Below are 17,444 nucleotides of genomic sequence, written 5' to 3'. Positions count from 1 at the left end.
ATGGAAAGCAGACGTCATAGATCAAAGTAGATCAAAGTCGATTGACGTGCGGTGTATTTTGGACGGTGCGGACGACCCCAATCGTAGGTGCCTCCTCGACTGTCGGTGGCTGCAGTTCTGTTTCAACGAGCTAAGAGATGAGCGACGAAGATATGTCTGCACGATCTTCGAGGCATTCGACCAAGCGGCATTCTTTTTCTCGGCTGCGGATTTGATCTCCTCCCAACCTACCTCTTCGTCGAAGATAGCGAGCCAAAGTTCGCAATATTTTGCAACATAGTCGTCATCAGCGCACTCGCCCTGCTTGGCGAGCTCAAGACATTCCGCGAACCGAGCACGTGCATCCTGGGGTCGATCTTCTCCGATCAAGAGAAGCCCGTCATACGCTAGAAGAAATGTTGCGGGCTGAGGCGTCGAGGCCAAGGCCATGTTCATGCGTTTCCGTGCCCTAGGCATCCTCCCCTTGCGCTTGTGCTCGGAAGCCAAATAGAGGTGAAGGAGCTGCTTCAACTCACCAGATGGATAGCTCCCAAGCATCGCAGAAGTATCAATCTTCGGAGTTAAAAGGACAAGCTTCAAGCCGTTGAAGCTGAGGAAACCGGAATGTCAGCAATCGGGTCGTTAGCGGCCATTCCGCTTTTGGTCGGGGCTCACGCGTATCTGCTAGCAGGAAGCCTGATTGCCCTACCTGCGACCCCAGTTGATTGTCCAACCTTCACGAAATCACCAAAAATCAGGCGATTAGATAATTGTTTTGGTACCCCTGGCCGGACTCGAACCGGCACTTCAAAGAAACTCGATTTTGAGTCGAGCGCGTCTACCAATTCCGCCACAGGGGCACTGGGTCGGGAGCGCGGGGATTAGCGGCGCCCCGTGCAGGCATCAAGCCTTCAGCGCATTCGCCAGCAATTTGTGCAGCTTCGAATGCAGCGCGTCATTGGCCGCGAGGACCTGCTTGGCATGGATCGGCTGCGAACGGCCACGGAAATCTGATACGAACCCGCCCGCTTCGCGCACAATCAGGCAGCCGGCGGCCGTATCCCAATCGTTGAGGTCGCTTTCCCAGAAGCCGTCGAACCGGCCTGCGGCGAGCCACGCCAGATCGAGCGAGGCGGCGCCGTAGCGGCGAATCCCCGCGACCTGCGGACCGATGGCCGCAAAGATCTTCGACCATTCGCTGAAGTTGCCATGTCCCTGGAAGGGAATGCCGGTGGCGACCAATGCTTCGGACAGGCCACGGCGTGCGGACACGCGCAGGCGTCCGTCATGCAGCCAGGCCCCGCGGCTCTTTTCGGCCCAGAACGTCTCGTCGGTGACCGGGTTGTAGATCACCGCGGCGCTGACGTCGTCCCAGCCCCCGCCGCCAAGCTTGGGTTCCTGCACCGCGATGCTGATCGCGAAATGCGGGATGCCGTGGAGGAAGTTGCTGGTGCCGTCGAGCGGATCGACGATCCAGCGCGGCTTGTTTGCGTCACCTTCGATGATGCCCGCCTCTTCCATCACGAAACCCCAGTCGGGGCGTGCGGCGAGCAGTTCGTCATAGATCGTGCGTTCGGCGATGCGGTCGGCCTTGGAAACGAAATCGGCCGGTCCCTTGCGGCTGACCTGGAGGTGCTCGACCTCGCCAAAATCGCGCCGCAAGCGGCCACCCGCCTTGCGCGCGGCCTTCTCCATTACGCGGATGACACCCGATAGAACGGCCATGGAAACTCTCTTATTCGGTCAGGACGCGGATCGAACGCGCCTGCAGGTGGATATCGCCCCACTCGCAGGCCATGTCGAACTTCGTGCCCTCGATATTGAAGGACTGGATGGCAAAACGGCGCTTGGTTTCGCCTGCATTTTCAGCGCGATCGAGGCCCAGCTTCGAAATCCCGGCGAACTTGAGTAGGCCGGGGTGGAAGCAGCAGTCTTCGTCGGCGCCCGGCGCTTCGTAGTCGGGATGCGCTTCCTCGAGGCAGAAATCCATTTCCAGCGTCAGCTCGTCATCGTTGATGATGACCGCGCGCAGAACGCTGCGGGTGATGTCGATGTTCTCGAACCGGCTGGCGATGGATTTGCCCATGAGCTTACGCCTTGCCGACGTAGGACTGTTCGTAGACGTCGACGATGATCCGCGTGCCGCTTTCGATATGCGGCGGGACCATGATCCGCACGCCATTGTCGAGCACGGCGGGCTTGTAGCTGGACGAGGCGGTCTGCCCCTTCACCACGGCATCGGCCTCGACGATTTCTGCTTCGATCTGGGCGGGCAGTTCGACCGAGATGGGTTTTTCTTCCCACAGCTCGAGCTTCACCTGCATGCCGTCCTGAAGGAAGGCGCGCGCGTCGCCTAGCAGGTCGCTCGGCAGGGTGATCTGTTCGTAGGTGCTCTGGTCCATGAACACGAGCATGTCGCCATCCTCGTAAAGGAATTGATACTCGGCCGTATCGAGACGCACCTTTTCGACCGTGTCCGCACTGCGGAAGCGGACATTGGTCTTGCGGCCGTCCTGCAGGTTCTTCATTTCGACCTGCATGTAGGCGCCGCCCTTCCCCGGCTGCGTGTGCTGGATCTTGGCGACTTTCCAGATGCCGGTTTCGTATTCGATGATGTTGCCCGGACGGATGTCCACGCCGCTGATCTTCATGGGGAAGCTACCTTCGACTTGTAAAAGAGCAGGCCGCCCGTCGGGCGGTTGTGTGCGGCGCGCCTTAGCCGAGCGAGGCCGCGCGGGCAAGCGAGTGGAAAACCGCGGGCGGCGTTGCTATATGCATCGTCGGACGGATGATATGAAACAGCTTACCAAATTCACCCTGCTCGCCGCGCTCGCGGGCCTCGCTCACGGACCTGCCATGGCGCAGGGACGGCTGCTGCTGCTCGACCAGGGCGAATATGTCTGTGCGCTCCCCGGCGATGCGAGCGGCGCTGCATGGGTCGAACAGGAGGGCCGGGATTTCGCCATTACCGGCGGGTCGAGCTATCGCACCGTGCGCGGTGCCGGCACCTATCTGATGGAAGGCAAGCAGGTCACTTTCACCCGCGGCCCGATGCGCGGCACCAAGATGATGCGGCTCGGGTCCGGCCTGCTGCAGGAAGTCGGGCGTGACGGCAAGCTGGGCCGCCTGCGCTGCCACCGCGTCGGCCCGACCAGCGGCTGACTAGTCGGCGGTTAGCAGCGGGTAGGGATTGACCGCATTGGCGGGCTCCCACCATTCGGCATCCGCGGTCGTCTGCAGGATTGCGAAATGCAGGTGCGGAGCCTCGGCAGAGGCATTGCCCGAACTGCCCACCATGCCCAGCCGCTGGCCGCGGCGTACGCGCTGCCCTTCGCGCAGCCCCTCGGCATAGGAATCGAGATGCGCGTAGTAATAGATCGTCTCGCCATCGGTCGAGCGAACGTAGATCGTATTCCCCCCGGCTTTCGAGCGGAACAGCTTCTCGATCGTGCCGGGCGCGGAGGACAGCACGCTGGTGCCCTTCGGCGCCATGATGTCGAGCGCTTCGTGCAGGCGCGTACCGCCGCCGCGCGAATCGCTGTATGTATCGGTAAGATCGGCGGGGCGGATATTCTGCACCGGGATCAGCAATTGGCGCGACTGCGCCGCGCTGGGCGCCGCCGCCAATTGCGCATCGAGCGCACCGACTGCCAGCACATCGCTATCCGTACCCGTTCCATCGGCTGACGTGTCGCTCGCACTCGGGCTCGGCGCGGCTTCGGCGGGCCGGGTCGCTTCACGCTGGCCGGTGCTGGTCGCGTTCTCGATCAGGCTGCCACCCGCAACGATCCAGATCGCGCTGGTGATGGTGGCGGTTACGACGATGGTCAGGATGCGGTCGACGAGGTTCATGGGGTCACCCTAACCGCTCAGGCTTCGAAAAGCACCTTTGTCGATTGCGACACCATCCCGGCAAGCCGCGCCGCGTCCCAATTGGTCAGCCGGACGCAGCCGCTGCTTTGCGCGCGCCCGATGGTTTCGGGATCGGGAGTGCCATGGATGCCGTAATGTTCCTTGCTGAGATCGATCCAGACGATACCGACCGGCGAATTCGGGCCCGGTGCCAGCGTATAGGTTTCGCCGTCTCCATTGCCGAGCACTTCGGGATCGTAGCTGTAGGGCGGGTTGTAGGCTTCGCCGACGATGTCCCATTCGCCCAGCGGGAGCGGAAATTCGCTCGACCCCGAGCTGACAGTGAACAGCGCGATCAGCTTGTCGCCCTGATAGGCTTTCAGCGTCTTGCCCGCCTTGCTGACCACGATGCGGTCGACCGAAGGCTGCTCGGACCCGACGCCAAGCGAAGCGAGCGTGCGCTGCCAGCCGCTATCCTCGACCGAACGCGGCGCGATCCGGTCGGCACCGATATTGGGCACGCGGATCTGCTGGCCCGCGGCGAAAAGGCTGGTCGTTGCGGCGCTCGGTGAGCCGGTACCGCTGGCCTGCGAAGTGGGCGATGCGGTGGGGGTGGCGCTGGCCGAAGTTGTGGATTCGGTCCCGCCCATCCCCGCAGGCTTGCCGCCGGGATTAAGCTGTTCGAGCACTTCCACAGTCGTATGGAAACGCTCCGCCAGCCGTTCGTCGAGCGAAGTGTAGCCGAGCCGCTCCAGCTTGGCCTTCTCCGCCACATCCTCGGGCATGTCGGTATAGCTCGTCTCGCCCCAGGCTGCCGGGATCGTCACCACCCGCGTGGCGGGGATGCGGTCCCATTCGGAAAGCGCTCCCTTGGTCGCTTCGTCGAGCTTTCCGGTGACGGTGAGGTCATTCGCTTCCTGGAACCCGCGCAGCGCGTTTTCGGTGCTCATGCCCATCTTGCCGTCGATGACGCCGGGACCGAAACCCACCCGGTCGAGCACGACCTGCGCCTGCATAATCGGGCGCTCTTCGGGATCGGGAATGTCGGTGGTTTGCGCCTGGTCGCCCGACGCGTCGTCGTTCGATGCCATCGTATCGGCGTGGTTGTCCGTGCCATAGGTCTCGTAGCCGACGTCGTCCCCGCTCTCGGCGCTGGCGACGCTATCGGTATCCTGGTCCTCGTCGGACCCTTGTGCGCCACAAGCAACCAGGGCGAACGATGAAACGGCGGCGAGAATAAGGGTACGCATGAGGGGACCTCTCCTGAAATGACGGGACGCGACCGCCCCTTTCAGAATAGCCAACTCACGCGGCGGCGATTTGCTCCGCAAAGGCTTTCACCGCAGCCACTTCGTCACCATTCCAGATCGCCCCGGACACGGCGAGGAAATCGGCCCCGGCCTCGACCAGCGGCTGGCAATTGGCGGGCGTGATTCCGCCGATCGCGACGCAGGGAATCTCGAACAGATTGCTCCACCATTCGAGGATTTCGAGTTCGGGACGATGTTCGCTCGCCTTGGTCGTGCTGTCGAAGAAGGCGCCGAAGGCGACATAGTCCGCGCCCGCTTCGCCCGCTTCCATGGCGAAATGCTTCGACGCGTGGCAGGTCACGCCGATCTGCGCCTCGCGGCCGAGTTCCTCGCGCGCATCGCGCGGCTCGCCGTCGCCCTGCCCCAGGTGCACGCCGTCGGCCCCAAGCCGTTTGGCCAGCGCGACATCGTCATTGACGATAAAGGCGACGTCATGCGCCGCGCAGATCGCCTGCAGCGGCGCGGCCAGGCGCGCCGCCTCGTGCTGGTCGAGCCCCTTCACACGGAACTGGAAGGCGGTAACCAGCCCGGGGCCCGCCTCGATCGCGCGCTCGAGCCGCTGGGGGAAATCGCCCGATACGTCGAGCGGCGAGATAAGATACAATTGGCAATCGGTCATCGCGCCGCCCTAATGCGCTTCGCGGGTTTCGTCACCTGTTCAGGCAGGTGAAAGCGGCGGCGCGTTCTATCGCCTGCATGAAAACCCTCCTCGCCTCCCTGATGCTCGTACCGCTCGCAGCCTGCGCGGTGATTCCCGACACGCCGCGCGCCAATGGCGACGCTGCCTCGCAAGGCAGCGCGGTCGCCATCGGTCAGCCGGTATGGACGGGCGATACGATCCTGACGCCGCTGGCGGTGACCGAGGACAGCCGGTGTCCGATCAATGCGCGCTGCGTGTGGGCGGGCAAGCTGACCGTCTCCGCCCGCATCGCCGCCACCCACTGGGCGCAGACCGCCCCGCTCACGCTGGGCGAACCCTATGAAGTGATGGGACGGACCTATGTGCTGGTTTCGGCCACGCCCGGGCAAACCACCGACCGGGAAATCCCGGCCGGCGAATATCGCTTCATATTCGAAAAGCGCTGAAGGCCTCAGGCCACGCTGGCAGCCTGGATCTTGTCCATTGCGGCAGACAGCGTCGCATCGAATTCGGCATCGTCCTGCGCGGCGCGCAGGTCCTGCAGCAGACCGCGGCTGAAGCTGGCGATCATGCCGGGGTTCTTGGCCAGTTCGCGGCAGGCGTCGTCGGTCGAATAGCCGCCCGAGAGCGCGACCACGCGCAGCACCTTGGGATGGTTGGTCAGACCGCCATAGATCCCGGCTTCCTTGGGGATCGACAGCTTGAGCATGATCTGCTGGCCTTCGGGCAGCGCGAGGAGGCCTTCCTCGATCGCTTCGAGCATGATCTTCTCGCCCTCGGCGCGGTCGGCAGCCGTGATGTCGTATTCGGGTTCGAGCATGGGGACGAGGCCGCAGGACAGGATACGCGCACCTTCGGCGAACTGCTGGCGAACGGCTTCCTTGATGCCGACGGGGTTGGCTGACTTGATGACAGAGCGCATCTTGGTGCCGAACACGCCGAGTTCGCGCGCGCGGTTACACATCGCTTCGAGGCCGGGATTGGGCTTCATCAGCTGCGCGCCGTTGCGTTCGTCCTCGAGCCCCTTGTCGACCTTGAGGAAGGGCACGATGCCGCGTTCCTTGAGACGCGCGGGCACGCTCTTGCCGCCGCTCGTCCCGTCCATAGTCTTTTCGAACAGGATCGCGCCGATGACCTTGCCATTGCCGAAGCAGGGGCTCTCGATGATCCGCTGGCGCATTTCGTGGATCAGGCCGAACATCTCGTCTTCGGTGGTCCAGGTATCCTCGGCAACACCGTAACCGGCCAGCGCCTTGGGGGTCGAACCACCCGACTGGTCGAGCGCCGCGATAAAGCCCTGGCCCTCGGCAATACGCGCCTTCATTTCATCGAAAGTCATCTGGAAAACCCCGTCGCTGGTAGTGGTACTGCAATCGTATGCGCGCCGCATACAAAAGCGTCCTTAAGGCTGCAACTATGGCGCGAAACTATTGTCACAGTGATTTCACGCCGCGCCGAACCGGCGCCCGAAGTCCGCATGCGGGGGCATGGCCGCAAGCGTCTGATCGAGCTGCGCGCGGATCGTACCCAGCGCGCGGTCGAGCTGGCGCGGGTCGAAAGCCTCCGCGCGGCGATCATGCCGTTCGGGGATCACGCCGAAAGCCATGAGCAGGTCGATCCAGAACTGGCGATCGACCACCTCGCCATCGAATTCGGGCAAGCGACCCCGACTGCGGAACTGGTCGATCCGCAAGGCGAGCCCCTCGGGCGGTGCGGCTTTGCGTAAGTTCCGCCAATGCCGTTCGGTCCGCCGGCTGAGGAACAGCGGGGCGGCGACCAGTTCATCGAACCGGGACACGCTGCGCGAATGGAGCTGGTTGAAGCGCCGCGCCTCCACTGACATGTCCGCGCTGGCGGGCAGGCATTGCGCAAGGTGCACCGCCTGCGTCAGAAGCAGCCGACCGTCCACCGAGAATAGCGACCCGAGCCAGGCAGAGGCGGGGCCGAGGCGGATCAAATTGGCCACCCATGGTGCCTGCAACGCAAAGGGCCGAGCCGTAGAAGGCGATGACTTTGCTTGAGCGATGTAGCGAGGCAGCGGTTCCGCATTGAGGTGCGCCCGAACCGCCACCCCACCTGCGAACGCCGTATCAAGCACGGGGAGCGCCATAGTCTCCCCGCCGTCCACCGTTTCACCCGGATCGCGTAGGTCTATAAACACATCGGCGGTCACCTCCGCGCCATCCTCAGTCCATGCGGCGAGCACCCGGCCATTGTTGTCACGGTCCAGTCTCGCGATTTCGCCCGCGACGCTTTTAACCCGATCGTTGGCGAGGCGTTGGACGAGCAGCGAGGCCAGTGCCGAACTGTCGATGATCGCCAGCGGCCCGAGCATGGCGAGCGGCGAGTCCGGCGCATCTCCGGGCAAGCCCATGCGCCCCTCGGCCGCAGCGCGGGCACAGAAGCGGAAGCCCTCGTACAGTTCGGCCAGTCGGTCCAGTGCCCCGGCCTCACCTGCGACGCGCCGCAGGACATGGTGAAGCGCCAGCCCCCCGATGGCCGGAAGATCACCCGAAGGTGCGGCGACGATCTGCGACTCCGAGCCGAGAAAGCCATCGAGCGCATAGCCAAGCACAAAACTCGCTCCGGCATGGGCCAGGTCCGGTGCCCTCAGCTCCAGCGCGTGGAAGTAAGGATCCTCAACCGGCAGCGCGACCAGCTCACCGGAGCGGTCCGCGTCCTCGACGACCGTGATGGCAATGCTGGCGGGTAGCTGTGCGGCGAGCATGGCCGCCACCGGCCAGACGTCGGCTTTCGCGCCAAACAGGAGGTAGGAGCGGACGGGCTGGCTCATCCTGCGGTTTCGCCCAAAGCCTCAAATGCAGCGCCAGATCGGGCAATGAAATCGAGATGATCGGGCATTGCCGCAGCGTCGCGGGCGATGCGCTGGTGTATCCCCTCGAGCCAGGTGGCGAGTTCGGCTTCGGGCAAGCCCGCGGTTCGTGGGTCCCATGCCTCGGGCACCACATTCTGGCCGAGGAAGACCGATATCCAGCTCACCTGCTGGAACAGGCCATGCGCATACTCGGGCAGGATCGCACGGCAGCGAAAATCCTCGATCTTCTCCGCCAGGCTGTCGGGGATCGCCATGGTGCGCATCGCGCGCCAGAACTCCGCACCCTCGCGCTGGTTGGCGACATAATGCAACACGAGAAAGTCGCGGATACGCTCGAATTCGAGATCCATCAGGCGGTCGTACTCGCGCCTGGCGGCGGGTTCGATCGCCGCTCCGGGAAACAGGTCGACGAGATTGAGGATACCGCTCTGGATCAGGTCGATACTGGTCGATTCGAGCGGTTCGAGGAACCCGCCAGCCAGACCGATGGCGACGCAATTACCTTGCCATAGCGAGCGGCGGCGCCCGGTCGTGAAGCGCAGCTGGCGCGGCTCTGCCCCCGCCTCGCCCTCCAGATTCGCCATCAGGCAATCGGCAGCGTCCTGATCGTCCCACCAGGCATCGCAATAGACCAGCCCGTTGCCCACCCGGTGCTGCAAGGGGATGCGCCATTGCCACCCCGCCTTGCGTGCCGTCGCGCGGGTATAGGGGCCGTGATCGCCGCCATTGGCACAGGGAACCGCGTATGCGCGATTGCAGGGCAACCAATGGCTCCAGTCCTCGAACGCCGTGCCCAGCGTGTCGCCGATCAAGAGCGCGCGGAAGCCCGAGCAGTCGATAAACAGATCGCCTTCGATGGCCTCGCCCGATTCCAGGACCACCGCATCGATGTCGCCGCTCTCGCCCTTGCGGCGAACCTCGGTGATCTTGCCCTCGCGCCGGGCAACTCCCACCTGCTGCGCGAGTTCGGCGAGCCATGCGGCATAGAGCCCGGCATCGAATTGGAAGGCAAAGTCATAAGGCTGGCGCACATCGTCCGGCTTGGGCGGTTCGAACCGCCCCGTCCATGCGGCGACAATCGGCAGCGAATAGTCGCCGATCGGTGCTGCCTTGCCCGCTGCGCGAGCACGCGCCCAATAGTCGATGAAGCTCGCTTGCCCGATCTCTTCGCCATAGGTGCCGAAGGGGTGGATGTAGCGATCACCGATCCGGCCCCAATCGCGGAATTCGATACCCAGCTTGATGGTCGCGGCGGTGCGCGCCATCATCTCGCGTTCGTCCAGTCCCAGCAGGCGGTTGAAGGTGCGGATCTGAGGCAGCGTCGCCTCGCCCACCCCGACCGTGCCGATGGCAGTGGATTCGACCAGCGTGATCGACAGGCCCAGCCGCCCGAGCAGACGGGCCAGCGCGATCGCGGTCATCCAGCCCGCCGTCCCGCCGCCGACGATCACTACCCGGTCGATCTGCTGCGCTCGCGCGGTCATGCACAAGCCATAACCAGCGTGGCAAAGACCGACAACTGCGCGGGGTAACTATCTCGTCGCCAATGCGTATCTCAGGCACACCCAAGGAGGAAGCATGCTCGACCAGACCCAAGAGACCTTGTGCGACGAGAACACGACCGACTTTTCCGACCTCAAGGCGCTAACGATCAACTGCACGCTCAAATCCTCGCCCGAGGGGTCGCATACCGACAAGCTGCTCGGCGTGACCGAGGCGATCCTGGTGCGCAACGATGTCGCACTCGAACAGGTGCGACTGGTCGACCACACGATCGCGCCCGGTGTCTATCCCGACATGACCGAGCATGGCGCAGCGCAAGACGATTGGCCCGCGATCTGGGACAAGGTCGCTGCCGCCGATATCCTCGTGATCGGCACGCCGATCTGGCTGGGCGAGAAAAGCTCGGTCTGCCAGCGGCTGATCGAACGCCTCTATGCGCATTCGGGCCAGACCAACGACAAGGGACAATACGCGTTCTACGGCAAGGTCGGCGGCTGTATCGTCACCGGCAATGAGGACGGCATCAAGCATGTCGGCATGGGCGTGCTCTATTCGCTGCAGCATGTCGGCTACACCATCCCGCCGCAGGCCGACTCCGGATGGGTCGGTGAAGCGGGGCCCGGCCCGAGCTATGGCGACGCCAAGGAAGACGGTGACGGCTACGAAGGGTTCGACAACGATTTCACCCGCCGCAACACCACCTTCATGGCCTGGAACCTGATGCACATGGCACGCATGCTGAAGGATGCGGGCGGCATTCCCGCGTGGGGCAATTCGGTCGATCTGTAGCAGGAAGGCCGCCGCTTCGACGCGCCCAATCCCGAATACCGCTAGCGGGCGAATTCTTCGAGGAAGCGCTGCGCGATAGGGCTTTGGGCAACCTCGGCCTTGACCAGCGAATTGTCCCACCAGATCGCCTCGGTATTGGCGAGGACGATCAGTGTCAGCCGCTTGCCGGGCACCTTGAGGTAAAGCGCGGAGCCCTTCTGCTCGTTCCAGCCCGAATGCCACAGCAGGCGCTGGCCGTTCCAATCCTCGAGGAACCAGCCGCGCCGATAGTCGCCAAGCGGGCCGATATCGGCTTCGACCAGCTCGCGGATCAGCGCTGGTGGGATGAGCACGCCGGAATCGAAGGCGATATCGAACTTTGCCATCTGGAGCGGGCTGGCAATAATACCCGCAGCCGCGCGGAAATCGTCATCGGGCAGGACCTGCTTGACGAGACGCCCATCGACCGGGTGGAAGGGCGGTGCGAGGAACCGCAGGGCATCGCCGCCTTCGGGATCGCGCCAGCCGAGCGCGACGTTGCGCATCCCCGCGGGCTCGGCCACGCGGTCCCGCACGATGGCGCGCAGATCGCGCCCACCCGCGCCGCTGATGGCGCGGTCGACCCGCGCATAGGCAATGGGGTTGTAAACGAAGTCCTCGCCATTGGCGCGCATGTCGAGCATTTGCGAGAGCGTCAGCTGCTTGGCGCAATCCATCGCCGACACTGCATTGCCATGCCGGTCCTCGCCGCCGCTGCCAAAAGGAATCGGGGACTGCGACAGCCAGTCGCATGTGTCGGCAAAGCCTTCGTCCGCACGCATCGGCAGGTCGAGCGACAGCCCGCCCGCGAGTGCCTCGGCCATGATCGCCGTAGCAGCGATGGGCTTGGTCGTCGAAGCGATCTTGTAGGTGGTATCCGCGCTGGTTGCGACCTCGCCTTCGTCATCGGCCCAGCCGTAATAGCCTTCCCACGCGATCTGCCCGTCGCGGACGATCACCGCGCTCAGCGCCGGGACGCTGTTTTCCTCGCGGAATTCGGCGAGAAACCGGTCGAAACTCGCGAACTCATCCGCCGGGTCGCCCGCTTGCGCCGAGGTGACCGAGGGCAGCAGAAGCAGGGCGAACAGGCAGAGAAAACGCACGGACCTATCTCCTGGTGATCTTCCGGATAATGCCGTTGAAGCTGAGCACCGGCTTGCCGTCGGCGCGGATCATGCCGACGACATAGATCGTCTTGCCGCCTGCGCGAACGACTTCGCCGCGCGCCTCGATCAGCTGGCCGACGCTGGCCGGATCGAGGAAATCGCCCGCGAGATGCATGGTGACGCCATGCGATCCGGCGAGTTCGTCGGTCGCGATGGTGAAGATCGCGCTGTCGGCGAAGGTCATCATGCAGCCGCCGTGCATGAAGCCCGCGCCGTTCATGTGCCGCTCCTCCGCGCGGAAGGCGGCGACCATGCTGCCGTCATCATCGCGCCGTTCGTAGAACGGGCCCGCGCGCTGCTCGAAAGCATCGCTCTGCCAGGTCGACCAGCCGGACCATTCGCCCTCGGTGACGGGTACGAGCCCGCCGCTCGCGCCTACTGCTTCGTTCTCGCTCATGCGGTCAGCGCCGCCACGCCGGGAAGCGGCTTGCCTTCCATCCATTCGAGGAAGGCGCCGCCTGCGGTCGAGACAAAGGTGAACTCGTCCTTCACCCCGGCATGCGCGAGCGCGGCGACCGTATCGCCCCCGCCCGCGACCGAGATCAGCGAACCGTCCTGCGTCAGCGCCGCGGCGGTCCTGGCCAGCGCGACGGTGGCGGTGTCGAAAGGTTCGGTCTCGAATGCGCCCATCGGGCCGTTCCACACCAGCGTACGGCAGGTCTTGAGCACGTCGGCCAGCGCCTCGGTCGCCAGCGGGCCGACATCGAGGATCATCTCGTCATCCGCAACCTCGTGGACATTGCAGGTACGCAGGGACGCGGGATTGGCGGCAAATTCCTTCGCCACCACGACATCATAGGGCAGGTGAACCGTGCAGCCCGCATGCGCGGCTTCGTCGATGATGCGATTGGCGGTGTCGGTCAGTTCGTGTTCGCACAGCGACTTGCCGACATCGACACCCTTCGCCGCGAGGAAGGTGTTCGCCATCCCGCCGCCGATGATCAGGTGCTGCACCTTGCCGACCAGATTGGTCAGCACGTCGAGCTTGGTCGAGACCTTGGCCCCGCCGACGACCGCGGCGACCGGCGCTTCGGGATTACCCAGCGCGGCGTCGAGCGCCTTCAGTTCGGCTTCCATCGCGCGGCCCGCATAGGCCGGGAGATGGTGCGCCAGCCCCTCGGTGCTGGCATGCGCGCGGTGCGCCGCGCTGAACGCGTCGTTGACGTAGAAGTCGCCATGCGCGGCCATGCCACGCGCGAATTCGGGATCGTTAGCTTCCTCGCCCGGCCAGAAGCGGACATTGTCGAGCAGGCCGATATCGCCATTGGCAAGGATGCCGATCGACTGTTCGACCACGGGGCCCATGACCTCGGGGATGAACATGATCTCCTTGTCCAGCACCTTCTCGACATCGCCCTGCACGAAGCTCGTGCTCATGGTCGAATAGCGCTTGCCCTTGGGACGCCCGTAATGCGCGAGCAACAGGACCTTGGCACCCTTTTCGGCGAGTTCGAGGATGGTCGGCTTGACCGCCTCGACGCGCGAGACGTCGGTGGCCGAACCATCCTTCATCGGCAGGTTGAGATCGACGCGCACCAGCGCGATCTTGCCGGTGATGTCACCGAGATCGTCCAGGGTCTTGAAGCTGCTCATTGGTCGGGCGTCCTTTGGCGGAACTTGGCGTTAGAGGAACTTCGCCATCACGCCGGCGGTGTCGATCATGCGGTTCGAAAAGCCCCATTCATTGTCGTACCAGCTGACGACGCGGGCAAGCTTGCCTTCCATCACGCTGGTTTCGAGGCTGTCGATGGTCGAGCTGGCCGGATAGTGGTTGAAGTCGCTGCTGACGAGCGGCTGGTCGGTATAGTCGAGCACGCCCTTCATCTTGCCTTCGGCGGCTTCCTTGAGCGCGCCGTTCAATTCTTCGACGCTGGTGTCGCGGCCGGGGGTGAAGACGAGATCGACGAGGCTGACATTGGGCGTCGGCACGCGCACGCTCGAACCGTCGAGCTTGCCCGCCAGTTCGGGCAGGACGAGGCCGACCGCGCGCGCCGCGCCGGTGGTTGTCGGGATCATGTTCTGCGCGCCGCCGCGCGCCCGGCGCATGTCGCTATGCATCTGGTCGAGCATGCGCTGGTCGTTGGTGTAGCTGTGGATCGTGGTCATGAACCCGCGCTCGATGCCGACGGTGTCGTGCAGCACCTTCGCCATCGGCGAGAGGCAGTTGGTGGTGCAGCTGGCGTTCGAGACGATCACGTCCTCGGCGCTGAGCGTTTCGTGGTTCACACCGTAGACGATCGTGGCCGAAACGTTCTTGGCCGGGGCCGAGATCAGCACGCGCTTGGCGCCCGCCTTGAGATGCGGTTCGGCGGCTTCGTGGCTCTGGAAGAAGCCGGTGCATTCGAGGACGATGTCGACGCCCTGGTCGCCATGCGGCAGGTCGCCCGGATCGCGTTCGCTGGTGACCGCGATCGACTTGCCGTTGACGATGATAGCCTTGTCGCCGACCTCGACCGTGCCGGGGAAGCGGCCATGCGTGCTGTCATACTGGAACAGCAGCGCATTCGACTTGGTGTCGGCCAGGTCGTTGATGCTGACGAGTTCGAGATCGTGATCGTCACGCTCGAGAATGGCGCGCGCCACGAGGCGGCCGATACGTCCAAAACCGTTGATTGCAACCTTCGTCGCCATTGCAAAAACTCCTGCTTAACCGTTCAGTTTGTTCATGATTTGCGGAACGATGGCGTCCGCAGTGAAGCCGAATTTCTCGAACAGATCGCCCGCCGGCGCGCTGGCACCGAAGCGGTCGATGCCGATCCGCAGACCGTTGGTCATCGTGTAGCGATCCCAGCCGAATGTCGTCCCCGCCTCGATGCTTACGCGAAGCGTTTCGTCGGGCGAGACGTCGGGCAGCAGCTCGGCCTTGTAGGCATCGTCCTGCTCGTCGAACAGCTGGGTGCAGACCATCGACACGACGTCCGCGCCGATGCCTGCCTTCTCCAGTGCGGCGGCGCATTCGGTCGCCAGGCTGACTTCCGATCCGGTCGCGATCAGGATGACCCGGCGCGGCGATTCAGCGGCCTTGAGACGATAGGCCCCGCGTCCGCTGAGGTTCTCCGCAGCCGCCTCGGTGCGCAGCTGCGGCAGCCCTTGGCGGGTCAGCGCAAGAACCGTCGGGCGGTCCTTCTCGCGCAGCGCGATGTCCCAGCATTCGGCGGTTTCGACCGTGTCTGCGGGGCGCATGACCAGCAGGTTCGGGATCATCCGCAGCGACTGGATGTGTTCGATCGGCTGGTGCGTCGGCCCGTCTTCGCCCAGCCCGATGCTGTCATGCGTCATGACATAGACCACGCGGGCCTGCTGCAGCGCGGACAGGCGGATCGCGGCGCGGCAATAATCGGTGAACACCAGGAAGGTGCCGCCATAGGGGATCACGCCGCCATGCAGCGCCATGCCGTTCATCGCCGCGGCCATGCCGAATTCGCGGATGCCGTAATAGATATAGCGTCCGCTGCGGTCGTCGGCGGTGAACGGACCGATACCGCCCGCTTTGGTGTTGTTGGACCCGGTCAGGTCGGCGCTGCCGCCGATCGTATCGGGCAGGTTGGCGTTGATTTCGCCCAGCGTCATCTCGCTCGCCTTGCGCGTCGCGACCTTCTGCGGTTCGTCGATCAGCGACTGGATATAATTGTCCAGGCTGAAGCTCTCGGGCAGATCGCCCGCCATCCGGCGTTCAAATTCGGCCTTGTCGCCATGAGCCTCGAGCCGGTTGCGCCATTCGGCGCGCTCCGCCGAACCACGCTCGGCCGTCCCGCGCCAGTCGGACAGCACCTGTTCGGGAATTTCGAACGGCGCCGCGTCCCAGCCCAGCACCTCGCGGACTGCAGCGATTTCATCATCGCCCAGTGGTGCGCCGTGAGTGGCACTGGTGCCCTGCTTGTTGGGTGAGCCCTTGCCGATGACCGTCTTGCACGCGACCAGCGAGGGTCGTTCGTCGGCTACCGCTTCATCGAGCGCGCGGCGGATGTCGTCGAAATCGTGCCCGTCGCAGCTGACGACATGCCAGCCGGTCGCTTCGTAGCGCGCCTTGATGTCTTCGCTGGTCGACAGATCGGTGGTCCCGTCGATGGTGATGTTGTTGTCGTCCCACAGCACATTCATGCGGCCGAGCTTGAGATGGCCGGCAAGACCGATCGCTTCGTGGTTGATGCCTTCCATCAGGCAGCCGTCACCCGCGATCACCCAGGTGCGGTGGTCGACGATGTCGTCGCCGAATCCCGCGTTGAGGTGCCGCTCGGCAATCGCCATGCCCACCGCCATCGCCAGACCCTGCCCCAGAGGGCCGGTGGTGCTTTCGACGCCGTCGAGCAGGAAGTTCTCCGGGTGGCCGGCACAGGGGCTGCCAAGCTGGCGGAAATTGCGGATATCCTCCATCGTCGGGGCGGCATAGCCCGACAGGTGGAGCAGGCTGTAGATCAGCATTGAGCCATGGCCCGCGCTGAGCACGAAGCGGTCGCGATCCGCCCAGTCGGGTGCGGCGGGGTCGTGCTTCAGATAGTCGCTCCACAGCACGGTCGCGACATCGGCCATGCCCATCGGCATGCCGGGGTGCCCCGAATTCGCCGCCTGCACCGCATCCATCGAAAGTGCCCTGATGGCATTGGCCATCGGGACCATGCGAGCGGTGGCAAGACTCATGGGATTTATTCTCCGGAAACTGGGTCGATTCGACGCGCGCGAAGCCTTCGCGGAGCGTAGGCGCGAGGTCAACCCGCGCACCGCGCCATGCACAGCCGGCAATTCCCTCATTCCACTTATCAACAGAATAGGCCAAGCCTTTGACCGGACGCGGCAATCTTGGTATTTCCTACGGTGTCATGACTTCGCAACGCATTCAATCGGCGATGGACCGCATCGACCGCGCGCTGGCGCGGATCGAAACGCAGGCCGCGCTCGCCTCGCATTCCCCCGCTGCGGGCGCGCCGACCAATGCCGAACTCGTCGCCCGCCACGAAGCGCTGCGCGAAAGCGTGACGACCACCATCTCGCAGCTCGACGCCCTGATCGAAGGGCTGGCCCCATGAGCGATGTCAAACTGGCCGTCGGCGGGCGCAATTACACCGTTTCCTGCGCCGATGGGCAGGAAGATCACGTCCAGCGGCTGGCCGGCATAATCGACAGCAAGCTGGGCTCGATGGGCGCCAACCTGTCGAGCAATGAAGCCAAGAACTTGCTGTTCGCCGCCTTGCTGGTGGCGGACGAACTGGACGAGGCCAAGCGCGCGGCAGAGCCGCCCCCGGAACCCGATTTCGACACCGAGCGGCTGGCCGGACAGCTCGAACGGATGGCGGCGGCGCTGGAGAATGCGGCATCGACCCTTGAGGGCGAGGCTCCTGCGTCCTAGATAGCAT

19 protein-coding genes and 1 tRNA gene are annotated in these 17,444 nt (G+C 64.3%); 5 read left to right on the top strand and 15 right to left on the bottom strand.

From position 1 onward, the window contains the following. Positions 1–755 precede the first annotated feature (755 nt). From VWN43_RS05335 to efp, 4 genes are all read right to left on the bottom strand, one after another. A tRNA-Leu gene (locus tag VWN43_RS05335) sits at positions 756–839 on the bottom strand. A gap of 43 nt (positions 840–882) precedes the next feature. Beyond that, entirely contained in the window at positions 883–1,704 is an 822-nt protein-coding gene (locus tag VWN43_RS05330) for an inositol monophosphatase family protein (RefSeq protein ID WP_320180370.1), read from the bottom strand. Positions 1,705–1,714: 10 nt separating this feature from the next. Then, positions 1,715–2,065, bottom strand: coding sequence for a hypothetical protein (locus tag VWN43_RS05325; RefSeq protein WP_253516293.1), 351 nt, complete (start codon positions 2,063–2,065; stop codon positions 1,715–1,717). A gap of 4 nt (positions 2,066–2,069) precedes the next feature. Continuing rightward, complete coding sequence (gene efp, locus VWN43_RS05320) at positions 2,070–2,630, bottom strand: elongation factor P (protein ID WP_253516300.1); 561 nt, start codon at positions 2,628–2,630, stop codon at positions 2,070–2,072. A gap of 142 nt (positions 2,631–2,772) precedes the next feature. Here efp and VWN43_RS05315 point away from each other — a divergent pair, with 142 nt between their 5' ends. Next, positions 2,773–3,141, top strand: a complete 369-nt coding sequence (locus VWN43_RS05315; protein ID WP_320180371.1) for an elongation factor P — start codon at positions 2,773–2,775, stop codon at positions 3,139–3,141. Here the strand turns inward: VWN43_RS05315 and VWN43_RS05310 are convergent, their stop codons facing one another. The 3 genes from VWN43_RS05310 to thiE are packed head-to-tail and all read right to left on the bottom strand — an operon-like array spanning position 3,142 to position 5,760. Then, on the bottom strand, positions 3,142–3,831 hold the full coding sequence (locus tag VWN43_RS05310; RefSeq protein WP_320180372.1) for a M23 family metallopeptidase: 690 nt from the start codon (positions 3,829–3,831) through the stop codon (positions 3,142–3,144). 17 nt (positions 3,832–3,848) lie between these two features. Next, positions 3,849–5,081 (bottom strand): L,D-transpeptidase family protein, encoded by a 1,233-nt coding sequence (locus tag VWN43_RS05305; RefSeq protein WP_320180373.1) that lies wholly within the window; start codon positions 5,079–5,081, stop codon positions 3,849–3,851. A gap of 55 nt (positions 5,082–5,136) precedes the next feature. Then, positions 5,137–5,760 (bottom strand): thiamine phosphate synthase, encoded by a 624-nt coding sequence (thiE, locus tag VWN43_RS05300; protein WP_320180374.1) that lies wholly within the window; start codon positions 5,758–5,760, stop codon positions 5,137–5,139. A 77-nt stretch (positions 5,761–5,837) separates the two neighbouring features. Here thiE and VWN43_RS05295 point away from each other — a divergent pair, with 77 nt between their 5' ends. Then, entirely contained in the window at positions 5,838–6,227 is a 390-nt protein-coding gene (locus tag VWN43_RS05295) for a hypothetical protein (protein ID WP_320180375.1), read from the top strand. 5 nt (positions 6,228–6,232) lie between these two features. Here the strand turns inward: VWN43_RS05295 and VWN43_RS05290 are convergent, their stop codons facing one another. The 3 genes from VWN43_RS05290 to VWN43_RS05280 form a co-directional block, all read right to left on the bottom strand. Then, positions 6,233–7,120 (bottom strand): fructose bisphosphate aldolase, encoded by an 888-nt coding sequence (locus VWN43_RS05290; protein ID WP_320180376.1) that lies wholly within the window; start codon positions 7,118–7,120, stop codon positions 6,233–6,235. A 105-nt stretch (positions 7,121–7,225) separates the two neighbouring features. Continuing rightward, entirely contained in the window at positions 7,226–8,575 is a 1,350-nt protein-coding gene (locus VWN43_RS05285) for a tryptophan 7-halogenase (RefSeq protein WP_320180377.1), read from the bottom strand. Then, complete coding sequence (locus VWN43_RS05280) at positions 8,572–10,101, bottom strand: tryptophan halogenase family protein (protein WP_330768300.1); 1,530 nt, start codon at positions 10,099–10,101, stop codon at positions 8,572–8,574. Before VWN43_RS05280 ends, VWN43_RS05285 begins: the two co-directional genes overlap by 4 nt. A gap of 94 nt (positions 10,102–10,195) precedes the next feature. On the opposite strand from VWN43_RS05280, the gene VWN43_RS05275 reads away from it, so the two are divergent. Continuing rightward, positions 10,196–10,909: a flavodoxin family protein gene (locus VWN43_RS05275; protein WP_320180379.1), complete on the top strand. Its 714-nt coding sequence runs from the start codon at positions 10,196–10,198 to the stop codon at positions 10,907–10,909. Between the two features lie 41 nt (positions 10,910–10,950). Here VWN43_RS05275 and VWN43_RS05270 read toward each other — a convergent pair whose 3' ends face one another. Genes VWN43_RS05270 through tkt form a run of 5 tightly spaced genes read right to left on the bottom strand, consistent with a single transcriptional unit; the run spans position 10,951 to position 16,731 of the window. Beyond that, positions 10,951–12,030 carry a serine hydrolase domain-containing protein gene (locus VWN43_RS05270; RefSeq protein ID WP_320180380.1) on the bottom strand — a complete coding sequence of 360 codons (1,080 nt, stop codon included), beginning with the start codon at positions 12,028–12,030 and terminating at the stop codon, positions 10,951–10,953. A gap of 4 nt (positions 12,031–12,034) precedes the next feature. Continuing rightward, positions 12,035–12,490: a PaaI family thioesterase gene (locus tag VWN43_RS16325; protein ID WP_367398966.1), complete on the bottom strand. Its 456-nt coding sequence runs from the start codon at positions 12,488–12,490 to the stop codon at positions 12,035–12,037. Next, positions 12,487–13,686 carry a phosphoglycerate kinase gene (locus VWN43_RS05260; RefSeq protein ID WP_320180381.1) on the bottom strand — a complete coding sequence of 400 codons (1,200 nt, stop codon included), beginning with the start codon at positions 13,684–13,686 and terminating at the stop codon, positions 12,487–12,489. The genes VWN43_RS16325 and VWN43_RS05260 overlap by 4 nt, the downstream gene beginning before the upstream one ends. A gap of 30 nt (positions 13,687–13,716) precedes the next feature. Beyond that, positions 13,717–14,724, bottom strand: a complete 1,008-nt coding sequence (gene gap / locus VWN43_RS05255) for a type I glyceraldehyde-3-phosphate dehydrogenase (protein ID WP_320180382.1) — start codon at positions 14,722–14,724, stop codon at positions 13,717–13,719. Between the two features lie 15 nt (positions 14,725–14,739). Continuing rightward, the gene (tkt, locus tag VWN43_RS05250) at positions 14,740–16,731 is read right to left on the bottom strand and encodes a transketolase (RefSeq protein ID WP_320180383.1); all 1,992 of its coding nucleotides are present in this window, start codon (positions 16,729–16,731) and stop codon (positions 14,740–14,742) included. A gap of 179 nt (positions 16,732–16,910) precedes the next feature. On the opposite strand from tkt, the gene VWN43_RS05245 reads away from it, so the two are divergent. Together VWN43_RS05245 and VWN43_RS05240 are read left to right on the top strand one after the other, a co-directional pair. After that, positions 16,911–17,117: a hypothetical protein gene (locus VWN43_RS05245; RefSeq protein ID WP_320180384.1), complete on the top strand. Its 207-nt coding sequence runs from the start codon at positions 16,911–16,913 to the stop codon at positions 17,115–17,117. Beyond that, positions 17,114–17,437 carry a cell division protein ZapA gene (locus tag VWN43_RS05240; protein WP_320180385.1) on the top strand — a complete coding sequence of 108 codons (324 nt, stop codon included), beginning with the start codon at positions 17,114–17,116 and terminating at the stop codon, positions 17,435–17,437. Before VWN43_RS05245 ends, VWN43_RS05240 begins: the two co-directional genes overlap by 4 nt. The last annotated feature ends 7 nt before the right edge of the window (positions 17,438–17,444 follow it).

The sequence above is a fragment of the Qipengyuania sp. HL-TH1 genome (assembly GCF_036365825.1).
Lineage (GTDB): Bacteria > Pseudomonadota > Alphaproteobacteria > Sphingomonadales > Sphingomonadaceae > Qipengyuania > Qipengyuania profunda.
Note: the sequence above shows the minus strand (reverse complement) of the source record. Positions and strands in the feature narration are given on the sequence as shown.

Excerpts from the sequence above, each read along its gene's own strand:
- VWN43_RS05330 (WP_320180370.1), bottom strand. The coding sequence starts at position 1,704 with ATGGCCGTTCTATCGGGTGTCATCCGCGTAATGGAGAAGGCCGCGCGC.
- VWN43_RS05325 (WP_253516293.1), bottom strand. The coding sequence starts at position 2,065 with ATGGGCAAATCCATCGCCAGCCGGTTCGAGAACATCGACATCACCCGC.
- efp (WP_253516300.1), bottom strand. The coding sequence starts at position 2,630 with ATGAAGATCAGCGGCGTGGACATCCGTCCGGGCAACATCATCGAATAC.
- VWN43_RS05315 (WP_320180371.1), top strand. The coding sequence starts at position 2,773 with ATGAAACAGCTTACCAAATTCACCCTGCTCGCCGCGCTCGCGGGCCTC.
- VWN43_RS05310 (WP_320180372.1), bottom strand. The coding sequence starts at position 3,831 with ATGAACCTCGTCGACCGCATCCTGACCATCGTCGTAACCGCCACCATC.
- VWN43_RS05305 (WP_320180373.1), bottom strand. The coding sequence starts at position 5,081 with ATGCGTACCCTTATTCTCGCCGCCGTTTCATCGTTCGCCCTGGTTGCT.
- thiE (WP_320180374.1), bottom strand. The coding sequence starts at position 5,760 with ATGACCGATTGCCAATTGTATCTTATCTCGCCGCTCGACGTATCGGGC.
- VWN43_RS05295 (WP_320180375.1), top strand. The coding sequence starts at position 5,838 with ATGAAAACCCTCCTCGCCTCCCTGATGCTCGTACCGCTCGCAGCCTGC.
- VWN43_RS05290 (WP_320180376.1), bottom strand. The coding sequence starts at position 7,120 with ATGACTTTCGATGAAATGAAGGCGCGTATTGCCGAGGGCCAGGGCTTT.
- VWN43_RS05285 (WP_320180377.1), bottom strand. The coding sequence starts at position 8,575 with ATGAGCCAGCCCGTCCGCTCCTACCTCCTGTTTGGCGCGAAAGCCGAC.
- VWN43_RS05280 (WP_330768300.1), bottom strand. The coding sequence starts at position 10,101 with ATGACCGCGCGAGCGCAGCAGATCGACCGGGTAGTGATCGTCGGCGGC.
- VWN43_RS05275 (WP_320180379.1), top strand. The coding sequence starts at position 10,196 with ATGCTCGACCAGACCCAAGAGACCTTGTGCGACGAGAACACGACCGAC.
- VWN43_RS16325 (WP_367398966.1), bottom strand. The coding sequence starts at position 12,490 with ATGAGCGAGAACGAAGCAGTAGGCGCGAGCGGCGGGCTCGTACCCGTC.
- VWN43_RS05260 (WP_320180381.1), bottom strand. The coding sequence starts at position 13,686 with ATGAGCAGCTTCAAGACCCTGGACGATCTCGGTGACATCACCGGCAAG.
- gap (WP_320180382.1), bottom strand. The coding sequence starts at position 14,724 with ATGGCGACGAAGGTTGCAATCAACGGTTTTGGACGTATCGGCCGCCTC.
- tkt (WP_320180383.1), bottom strand. The coding sequence starts at position 16,731 with ATGAGTCTTGCCACCGCTCGCATGGTCCCGATGGCCAATGCCATCAGG.
- VWN43_RS05245 (WP_320180384.1), top strand. The coding sequence starts at position 16,911 with ATGACTTCGCAACGCATTCAATCGGCGATGGACCGCATCGACCGCGCG.
- VWN43_RS05240 (WP_320180385.1), top strand. The coding sequence starts at position 17,114 with ATGAGCGATGTCAAACTGGCCGTCGGCGGGCGCAATTACACCGTTTCC.